Origin of the sequence: Paracoccus sp. PAR01 (assembly GCF_014851995.1) — a bacterium.
In the GTDB taxonomy this organism is placed as follows: Bacteria; Pseudomonadota; Alphaproteobacteria; order Rhodobacterales; family Rhodobacteraceae; genus Paracoccus; species Paracoccus litorisediminis.
In genome coordinates this window covers 72,428-81,927 of the sequence record NZ_JACVAW010000018.1, presented here as the reverse complement: position 1 = coordinate 81,927, position 9,500 = coordinate 72,428, and the positions used below count along the sequence as shown (strand labels likewise).

Sequence of the window (9,500 nt, the reverse complement as noted above, 5' to 3'; positions counted from 1 at the left end):
GGCCGAAACGTCCGGGAATGGTTTGCGGCCCGCAATCAGTTCGCCATAATGTTTGGCGAGCGCTTCGACGCTTGAGTATCTGAAACCGCATGGAACGGCCCAGATACACAAAGTTCAGGACACTCCCCGCGAGGTGTTCGCCACCACACGCGAGCAGCGGTGTTGGGTCCACAAGACAATGAACGTGCTCAACGCGCTGCCGAAATCGCTGCAGGACAAGGCCAAGAGCCATCTCCACGACATCTGGCAGGCGGAAACCAAGGCCGAGGCCGGCACCGCCTTCGACTTTTTCGTCGAAACCTACGGGGTCAAATACGACAAGGCCGTTGCCAAGCTGGTCAAGGATCGCGAGGCGTTGCTGACCTTTTACGACTACCCGGCCGAACACTGGAAACACATCCGGACATCGAACCCAATTGAAAGCACCTTCGCGACCGTTCGGCACCGCACGAAGCGCACCAAAGGTTGCCTCAGTCGCAGGACCGGACTGGCAATGGCCTTCAAGCTGATGATGTCGGCGCAGGGGAAATGGCGCAAACTCGATGGCCAGAACCGCCTGCCGGAGATCATCCAGGGGGTTGAGTTCCGCGACGGCCTCCGCCAACTTCAAGCCGCCGCCTGATCACGCGTCACCAACTTTTGCCCATATCTCTGCGCGAGGGGTTCTTCATCTCTTCGGCGACATTGACCAGATGTTCGAATCCGATGAAGGCAAACACCGCGATCAGCGTCGTTCCCGAAAGCCCGACCCAGACCGCGACGTCGCCGGGTTCTGGCAGGATCTCAGGCAAGCGGGTCACGACCCCGCTGCCCGTCCCGAACCCGGCTGCGATGATCAGTACAAGACCCCCAAGCTCGGCCAGGGTCATGATGCCTGCAAGGGTGACGGACTGGCGCGTGGAAAGGCAAGCCACCAGCCCCATCGACAGCACGACAAGCGTGATGATCCACTGGGGCGGCAGGTCTACAAACACGCCAAGATAGCCCGCGCTGCCAACGCTGATTGTGGCCGCCGAGATCGTCGCAGTCAGAACGACCAGCAGCCCCATGGTCAGACTCAGCCAAGGCCGGTTGAACGCCTTTTCAACATAGGCGGCTTCGCTGACGCTGACAGGCATGCGCGTCCCAAGCTCGGCGAAGGACGCTGCGCTGAACGACATGACCAGTGCGGCCAGCACAAAGGCCAGCGGCGCGTGCATGCCGCTTCGGCCCGCAGCAATACCAACCAGCACATAGATGCCAGCGCCGATCGTCACGCCGAGCCCATAGAGCACGGCGAGCAAAAGCGTCAACGAACGCTTCAGTCTTTGGCGAGTGGCGGTCGCTGGCAACCTGTCTTCCTGCAAAACTTGGGTCGATGTTACGCGTGCTTGATCATCCGCATCAGCAGACCGTCCTTGCGCCAGAACTGGTGATAAAGCGAAGCGGTGACATGCGGCGCGATCAGGCCGATGAACACCGGCTTGGCATAAGTGTGCCACTCGCCATAGGGGTCGCCATAGTAGTAGCCAAGCAGACCAGTAACTGGCACGACGACAAGCAGTGCGTAGAACAGCCAGTGGGAAACCCTGCCTGCCAGTTCGATGGCACTACTTGTTTCTGGCGGCGGCGGTGGCGCGCCATTCCTGAGGCGCAGGACCAGCCGGACCGCGACCAGCGCGAGGATGGCGATACCGAAATAGTAATGCATGTCGGCAAGATTGCCTTCAAGCGCCGAGACGGTCTCACCTTCCTCGGCCGCTTCAATGGCCTCGGTCATACTCTCGCCGAAGATCAGCTGCGCAAAAACTAGCACCGCGATCACCCAATGCAGGCCAATCTGATAGATCGTGTATCCTCGGACGCTGGCGATCTGGTCTCTTGTCATGGTCATGGCGTGTTCCTTTGCATCAGTTTGGAACGTTGCATTAAGCGGGAAGCATGGCATTGATCGACATCAGTCGCTGTGGCGATGGCACCATTGTGCAATCTGTCAGGGTTTGGGCCACGATCATGCCGCTACTCCAAAGACCCACCCGACGGCGGCCGTCGCGGCCATGGCAAGGGCGCCCCAGAATGTGACGCGAATGGCACCCTTGACGACGCCTGCACCACCAACCGATGCCCCAAGGCCGCCGAGCGCCATCAGGCCGATCAAGGTCGTCCCAGCAACAATCGCCGATATCTGCGCTGCGGGCGCCGCCGGCCACGATCAGCGGGATGACGGCTCCCGCTGCAAAGGTCATCGCGGAGACGACCGCCGCCTAGATCGGTCGTGCGGTGACCGTCTCCGAGATCCCAAGCTCGTCGCGCGCATGGGCCCCGAGCGCGTCTTTCTGCGTCAGCTGGACCGCAACCTGCCGGGCCAGATTTTCGTCCAGTCCGCGTCCGACATAGATACCGGTCAGTTCGTCCAACTCGGATTCGGGCGTTTCCTTCAGTTCTCGGGTCTCGCGCGCAAGATCGGCCTGCTCGGTATCGCTCTGCGAACTGACCGAGACGTACTCTCCTGCCGCCATCGACATTGCGCCCGCCACAAGCCCTGCCAGACCAGCGACAAGAATCTCGGGCCGCCCGGACCCTGCGGCGGCAACTCCCACGACCAGACTGGCGGTCGAAACTAGGCCATCATTCGCCCCCAGCACGGCGGCGCGCAGCCAGCCGATGCGATGGACCATGTGGGTTTCGGAATGGGAAAGCCTGCTCATTCAATCGTCCTTTCAGGCAGTACGTCGCGCGGTAGGTTTGGTGAGGAACTCGCCTCGCGCGCGTTTCGCTGCTGTGCGCAGCCGACAGGTTTCAACTTGACACAGACCAAATCTGGTCGCGCGGGCCCGACGCCTGCCAGATTTGCTCAGACGAGATCGCCCACTTATCCCGATCAACCTACCGCTGCTGATCCAGACTGCGGAACCAAGGAAAGCTGCACTTGGCCGGGCGCGAGGCTTGGCGAGGCGTTCGCTACCGAAGGGTTCATGTTTTTCTCGGCTTCGCCGGAAAGTGCCCTGACAGCCTCGAACTGCGACAAGAAGATCTGCCCACTGAACTGCGCCATGAAATCCGATCGTTTCAAGGCGTCCATGACGGGTCCTTTGACCTCGGACAGATGGAACTTGATCCCCGCAGAAGTGAGCCGATGGGAGATTGCCTCAAGGCTTTCCAGTGCACTCGCGTCGATGGCATTCACCGCGGGACACATCAGAATGACGTTTTTCAGCGCGGGTTTGTCGGCGATGCGGTCATAGATCGCATCTTCCAGCGCCCGGGCGTTGGCAAAATACAGGCTTTCGTCCACCCGGATTGACAGGATAGACGGATCGGTGATGACGTCGTGGCGGTCCACGTTGCGGAAATGCTCGGTGCCGGGGACAAGTCCGACAACCGCCATGTGCGGGCGCGACGTGCGCCACAAGAACAGGGCGAGCGACAGCGAGACGCCTGCCGTGATCCCAGCCTCAACTCCGACCAGCAGTACAGTCAGGATGGTGACGGCCATTGCGGCAAAATCGGCCTTGGAATAGGCCCAGGTGCGGCGGATCGAGGCGATATCGACCCGCGACAGCACGGCCACGATGATTGTCGCGGCCAGCACGGCTTGCGGAAGGAACCGGAAGAGCGGGGTCAGAAACACCGTGGCAGCCAGGATGCCTGCGGCGGTGAACGCTCCGGCCAAGGGCGTTTCGGCCCCAGCGTCAAAATTCACCACCGACCGGGCAAAGCCGCCTGTCACCGGATAACCTCCCGACAGCGCCGATGCGATGTTGGACGCACCCAGAGCCGTCAGTTCCTGATTGGGCACGATCCGCTGCCGCCGCTTGGCTGCCAGCGTCTGCGCGACCGAAACGGATTCGACAAATCCCACAAGGCTGATCAGCACGGCAGGAAGCCACAGTTGCTGCCAAAGACCCATATCAAAGGACGGCAAGGCAAAGGGCGGCATCCCGGCGGGAATGTCGCCAACGATCTTTACGCCTTTCTCCGCCAACCCGAAGCCGACCACGGCAAGGATCGAAAGAACGATGGCCGCAACAGGCCCCGCCTTGGCGATCAGGTCGGCAACGCGCGGACGCAGCCCTCCTGCCAAAAGCAAAGGTTTCAACTGTTTGCGCGTCCAAAACAGGAAGGCCGTCGCCGCAACACCGATGACCAGTGTGTAGTAATTGATGTCGCCGATGCCGACATAAATCCCGCCCAGCAGATGCGGCAGTGTATCGCCGTCGGCCTTGATCCCCAACACATGTTTCAGTTGACTGATGGCAATGAGGATGCCCGAGGCGGTGATGAAACCCGAGATCACCGGGTGCGACAGGAAATTCGCCATGAACCCCAGCCGTAGCACCGACATCGCCACCAGCACCACGCCCGACAAGAACGCCAGTGTGATCGCCGCCGTCAGATATTCCGCCGTCCCCGCAGCTGCCACCTGGCCCACTGCCGCAGCTGTCATCAGCGACACCACCGCAACCGGACCAACCGCCAAAGCCCGGCTGGTGCCAAAGATCGCATAGGCGATCAGCGGCAGGATCGAGGCGTAAAGCCCGACCTGCGGCGGCAGCCCCGCAAGCATGGCATAGGCCAGGCTTTGCGGAACCAGCATGATCGTCACGATCACGGCGGCGATCAGATCGCTTTGCGCCTCGGTTCTGGTATAGGCCGGGGCCCAGCGGAGAATAGGCAACAGGGAGGTCAGGGATTTCACGGGTCAGGCCTTCCGGGGTTCACGCGGCGGTGGCGGTGTGGGGCTTGGCCATCCATTCTCGCCCGCGCAACATCGCCTGCCAGTAGATTGGCGGCAGGATTCTTTCCTTCAGCAGTGTTGATTTTCACCCAGAACTGAGCCGATTAGGCGCATAATTTTCACTGAGAAGTGAGCCATGTGAACCTTCCCCGAAAGCGGTGAGCGGCGGGGGCAACGGAGTGATCCACATGGGACTATTGAACATCATCCGACGCATGCATTTACGGCAGAAGCTGTCGATCCGCGAGATTTCGCGGCTGACCGGCGTATCGCGGAATACCGTGGCCAAGCATCTGGCAGCGAACACCATCGAGCCAAAGTTCGCGACGCCGGAACGTCAACGCAAGATTGACCCCTTTGCTGAGAAGCTGGCGGGCTGGTTGAAGACTGAAGCCGGGAAGTCGCGCAAGCAGCGGCGGACGATGAAGCAGTTGCACGCCGATCTCGTAACGCTTGGCTTCACGGGTTCATATGCCCGGGTCGCAGCGTTTGCCCGACGATGGCGCGCCGATCGGCAGCGCGAACAGCAGACGACGGCGCGCGGGACCTTTGTTCCGCTGCACTTTGACCCTGGTGACGCTTTCCAGTTCGACCGGAGCGAGGACTTTGCGGTTCTGGACGGCGAGCGCACGAAGCTGCAGATGGCCCATATCAAGCTGTCGCACAGCCGCGCCTTCCTTTTGCGGGCATATCCGTTGCAGACGCACGAGATGCTGTTCGATGCCCATTGGCACGGGTTCCGGGTCTTCGGCGGCGTGCCCGGGCGTGGGATTTACGACAATATGCGCACGGCGGTTGATCGCGTTGGTCGTGGCAAGGAGCGGCAGGTCAACATGCGCTTCCTCGCGATGACGAACCACTATGTCTATGAGCCCGAGTTCTGCAATCCGGCAGCAGGCTGGGAGAAAGGTCAGGTCGAGAAGAACGTTCGGGATTCCCGCCACCAGATGTTGCAAGGGATGCCGGACTTTCCAGATCTTGCCGCGCTGAATGCCTGGCTGGAAGAGCGTTGCCTCGAGTTGTGGCAGCAGACCCCGCATGGCAAACAGCCCGGCACGATCGCTGATGTCTGGGCTGAGGAGCAGGCTGCGCTGATGCCGCTGCCCGTCGCGTTCGACGGCTTCATCGAGTTGAGCAAGCGCGTCTCACCAACCTGCCTGATCAGCTTCGAACGCAATCGCTACAGTGTTCCGGCGTCATTCGCGAACCGGCCCGTCAGCCTTCGGATCTATCCTGATCGGCTGGTCGTTGCGGCCGAGGGTAATATCCTTTGCGAACATACCCGTGTGATTCAACGCAGCCATCATCTGCCGCCGAAGACGATTTACGACTGGCGGCATTATCTGGCCGTCGTGCAAAGGAAGCCCGGAGCCCTTCGCAACGGCGCCCCCTTCCTGGAATTACCGCCTGCGTTCAGACAGTTGCAGGATCACATGCTCCGCAAACCCGGTGGGGATAGGGAGATGGTCGATATCCTCGCCCTCGTGCTTCACCACGACGAACAAGCCGTGCTGACCGCCGTGGAACTGTCGCTGGCCGAGGGCGTGCCGACCAAGACCCATGTGCTGAACCTGTTGCACCGCCTGATCGACGGCAAGGTGGTCGGCGGGCCGCCACTGGATACCCCACAGGCACTGGCCCTGCGCCGTGAACCCAAGGCCAATGTCGAACGCTATGACGGCTTGCGCGCCCAGATCGCCGGAGGCCGCCATGCGTCATGATCCAGCCGCCGGCGCCATCGTCATCATGCTCCGCAGCCTGAAGATGTATGGCATGGCCCAGGCCGTGACCGACCTGATTGAACAGGGCGCGCCGGCATTTGAAGCTGCAATCCCGATGCTGTCGCAACTTCTGAAAGCCGAATTGGCCGAGCGCGAAGTCCGCTCGATCGCCTATCACATGAAGTCCGCGCGCTTCCCGGCCTACAAGGATCTCTCGGCCTTTGACTTCGCCGCCAGCGAGGTCAACGAGGCCACGGTCCGGACCCTGCACCGTTGCGAGTTCATGGATGGCGCTCAGAACGTGGTCCTGATCGGCGGTCCGGGCACCGGGAAAACCCATGTCGCAACAGCGCTTGGCATCCAGGCCATCGAGCATCACCGCAGGAAGGTCCGCTTCTTCTCGACCATCGAACTGGTCAACGCGCTCGAACAGGAAAAAGCCAAGGGCAAGGCCGGGCAGATCGCGGAAGGCCTGACCAAGCTCGACCTCGTGATCCTGGACGAGTTGGGATACCTGCCATTCAGCGCCTCGGGCGGGGCCCTGCTGTTCCATTTGCTGAGCAAGCTCTACGAGCGCACCAGCGTGGCGATCACCACCAACCTCAGCTTCAGCGAATGGGCCACGGTCTTTGCTGATGCTAAGATGACCACCGCCTTGCTCGATCGCCTTACCCACCGCTGTCACATCCTTGAAACAGGAAACGACAGCTTCCGCTTCAAGGCAAGCTCAGCCGCTGCAGCCCGGAAAAAGAAGGAAACAAACCCGCCCTTGACCCCAGCATGAACCGAAATCCATAATCAGAGGTGGCTCAATTCTCGGTGAAAAAACCGGCTCAGTTCTGGGTGAAAATCAACAGCGAGCACACAAGATCGCATGCGGCCATCATGCCGCCACTCGCGCCGAAACGCCGCGGAAGGCCGCCGAAAAACGGGAGGATCGATCACCTGCACGGCTGATCACCGATGCCGGAAACTGGGGAGTTTTACTTCGGCACTTCTGGGGAAACTTCAGTCGGCGTTGACAATTTGCGCACTGTCTTACGGTCGAGCCCGGTTTGTCGCGCAATCGCGCTGATGCCGAGCCCTTGTCGCTGCAATTCCAAGATCATCACGATCTCCCTCAATCCGATCACCTGCGCGCCTTTCCTCTGGCATCAGCAGGGGAAATTCTGCGCCGCCGATGCTCAGGGGGCATGCCCCCCCCCAACTTCGACAGTTCGCGGCCAGTTTTGAGGCTTTCAGCGATATCGCCCTGAGGAATATCAACGAGTTACCTTCGACTCCGGGGCGCTTTCGGCGGTTTTCCGTTGTGGCACGTCTATATGATTGCAGCGTTGTATAATAAGCCGTAAGACGATATTCGTTGCGGCATGTACACGAAAATCACTCAGTCCGGCGGTCGCCGCTACCTGCAGCTCGTTGATGGCTTCCGTGATGAAAACGGGAAAGTCCGCCATCGCGTGGTCGCGAACCTCGGTCGGATTGACGACCTCACGCCCCAGAAGCTCGATCCGCTGATCAACGGGCTGAACCGCGCCCTCGGCAGAGCGCATAACACCTCCAGCGAGGTCATATCGGAAACAGCGCTCAGCTTCGGCGATGTCTTCGCCCTGCACGAGCTGTGGAAGGATCTCGGCTTTGGTCGCGCGCTCGGCCGTGCCCTGCGCTCGGGGCGGCGCAAGATTGATGTCGAGGCGCTGATCCGCGCCATGGTATTCAACCGCCTTTGCGCCCCGGACTCCAAGCTCGGCTGCCTGCGCTGGCTTGAGACCGTCGCCATGCCGGCTATGCCCGACGAGGTGAACCATCAGCACCTGCTGCGCGCAATGGATGCGCTGATGGATCACGCCGAGCTCGTCGAGGCCGAGCTTGCCCGCCAGATCAGGCCCCTGGTGGACCAGGACCTGGCGGTGGTCTTCTATGACCTGACCACCGTGCGCATCCACGGCGAGGGCGCGGTCGATGATGATCTGCGCGCCTTCGGGATGAACAAGGAAACAGGGGGGATCGCGCGGCAGTTCGCCCTGGGCGTCGTGCAGACGGCCGAGGGCCTGCCCCTCATGCACACGGTCCACGCCGGCAATGTCGCCGAGACCAGAACCCTGCAGGCGATGCTGAGGACCGTGCTGCAGCGCTTCCCGGTCCAGCGCGTCGTCCTGGTCGCGGATCGCGGGCTGCTGAGCATGGACAATATCGGCGAGCTCACCGCGCTCGCCAGGCAGGGCGGCCGCAGTCTCGAGTTCGTCCTGGCGGTACCCGCCCGGCGCTACAGCGAGCTGGTCGACACCTTCCAGCATCTCGTCTTCTCGGATGAGGGGCTCGCCGAGGCCCGCTTCGCCGGACATCGGCTGATTGTGGCACATGACCCCGTGCGGGCAGACGTCCAATCGGCCAGACGCCGCGAGCGCCTCGCCGAGCTCGAGACTCTGGCCGAGAAGATGGTCACCAGGCTTGACGCGCAGGACGCCGGCGAGACCGCCCGTGGCCGCCGCGCCTCCGATCGGGGCGCCTATAGCCGGTTCACCCGTGCGGTGGCCGAGGCCGAGCTCACCCGGTTCATCAAGGCGGATTATACCGCCGAGCGCTTCAGCTGGTCACTGGACGAGGAGGCCATTGCCGCGGCCGAGCTGTTCGACGGCAAGCTGGCCCTGCTGACAAATGCGCCCGACCTCACCCCGGCCGAGGCGGTGCGGCGCTACAAGGCCTTGGCAGATATCGAGCGCGGCTTCCGAGTCCTCAAATCCGACATCGAAAGCGCGCCCGTTCACCATCGCCTGCCCGACCGCATTCGCGCCCATGCCCTCATCTGCTTCCTCGCCCTGGTACTCTATCGCGTCATGCGCATGCGCCTGAAGGCAAAGGGCCACCCGGCCAGCCCGAGGACCGCCCTCGATCTTCTGGCGCGCATTCAGAAGCACACCACTCATATCGGCCCCCAAACCTTCTCCGGGATATCCAATCCGCAACCAGAACAGCTCAACCTCTTCGACGCGTTGGACGTAAAACGCCCCTGATTGCCCGCCGTGTTGTGGCAAATTCGCGCAGTGCGGCGAAATAAAATC

At 61.7% G+C, this 9,500-nt stretch carries 6 protein-coding genes and 2 pseudogenes; 4 read left to right on the top strand and 4 right to left on the bottom strand.

The annotated features are described in order from the left end of the window. Positions 1–130 precede the first annotated feature (130 nt). A pseudogene (locus IB235_RS20065) lies at positions 131–622 on the top strand (transposase); the annotation flags it as partial. A gap of 7 nt (positions 623–629) precedes the next feature. On the opposite strand, the gene IB235_RS20060 reads toward IB235_RS20065, so the two are convergent. The 4 genes and pseudogenes from IB235_RS20060 to IB235_RS20045 form a co-directional block, all read right to left on the bottom strand. Further along, complete coding sequence (locus tag IB235_RS20060) at positions 630–1,292, bottom strand: APC family permease (RefSeq protein ID WP_225612497.1); 663 nt, start codon at positions 1,290–1,292, stop codon at positions 630–632. A 68-nt stretch (positions 1,293–1,360) separates the two neighbouring features. Next, positions 1,361–1,873, bottom strand: a complete 513-nt coding sequence (locus tag IB235_RS20055) for a cytochrome b (RefSeq protein ID WP_225612496.1) — start codon at positions 1,871–1,873, stop codon at positions 1,361–1,363. A 117-nt stretch (positions 1,874–1,990) separates the two neighbouring features. Next, positions 1,991–2,687 (bottom strand): annotated as a pseudogene (locus IB235_RS20050) (VIT family protein). Positions 2,688–2,860: 173 nt separating this feature from the next. Then, positions 2,861–4,657: a SulP family inorganic anion transporter gene (locus tag IB235_RS20045; RefSeq protein ID WP_225612495.1), complete on the bottom strand. Its 1,797-nt coding sequence runs from the start codon at positions 4,655–4,657 to the stop codon at positions 2,861–2,863. A 248-nt stretch (positions 4,658–4,905) separates the two neighbouring features. On the opposite strand from IB235_RS20045, the gene istA reads away from it, so the two are divergent. The 3 genes from istA to IB235_RS20030 all read left to right on the top strand — a co-directional run bounded on the left by istA (position 4,906) and on the right by IB235_RS20030 (position 9,452). After that, positions 4,906–6,438 carry an IS21 family transposase gene (istA, locus tag IB235_RS20040; protein ID WP_192338232.1) on the top strand — a complete coding sequence of 511 codons (1,533 nt, stop codon included), beginning with the start codon at positions 4,906–4,908 and terminating at the stop codon, positions 6,436–6,438. After that, positions 6,428–7,222, top strand: a complete 795-nt coding sequence (gene istB, locus IB235_RS20035) for an IS21-like element helper ATPase IstB (protein ID WP_192338235.1) — start codon at positions 6,428–6,430, stop codon at positions 7,220–7,222. The genes istA and istB overlap by 11 nt, the downstream gene beginning before the upstream one ends. Before the next feature lie 586 nt (positions 7,223–7,808). Then, positions 7,809–9,452 carry an IS1634 family transposase gene (locus tag IB235_RS20030; protein ID WP_192338231.1) on the top strand — a complete coding sequence of 548 codons (1,644 nt, stop codon included), beginning with the start codon at positions 7,809–7,811 and terminating at the stop codon, positions 9,450–9,452. The last annotated feature ends 48 nt before the right edge of the window (positions 9,453–9,500 follow it).

What these genes read in the sequence shown, in the direction of transcription:
- IB235_RS20030 (WP_192338231.1), top strand. Translation starts at nt 7,809, where the DNA reads ATGTACACGAAAATCACTCAGTCCGGCGGTCGCCGCTACCTGCAGCTC.
- IB235_RS20055 (WP_225612496.1), bottom strand. Translation starts at nt 1,873, where the DNA reads ATGACCATGACAAGAGACCAGATCGCCAGCGTCCGAGGATACACGATC.
- istA (WP_192338232.1), top strand. Translation starts at nt 4,906, where the DNA reads ATGGGACTATTGAACATCATCCGACGCATGCATTTACGGCAGAAGCTG.
- istB (WP_192338235.1), top strand. Translation starts at nt 6,428, where the DNA reads ATGCGTCATGATCCAGCCGCCGGCGCCATCGTCATCATGCTCCGCAGC.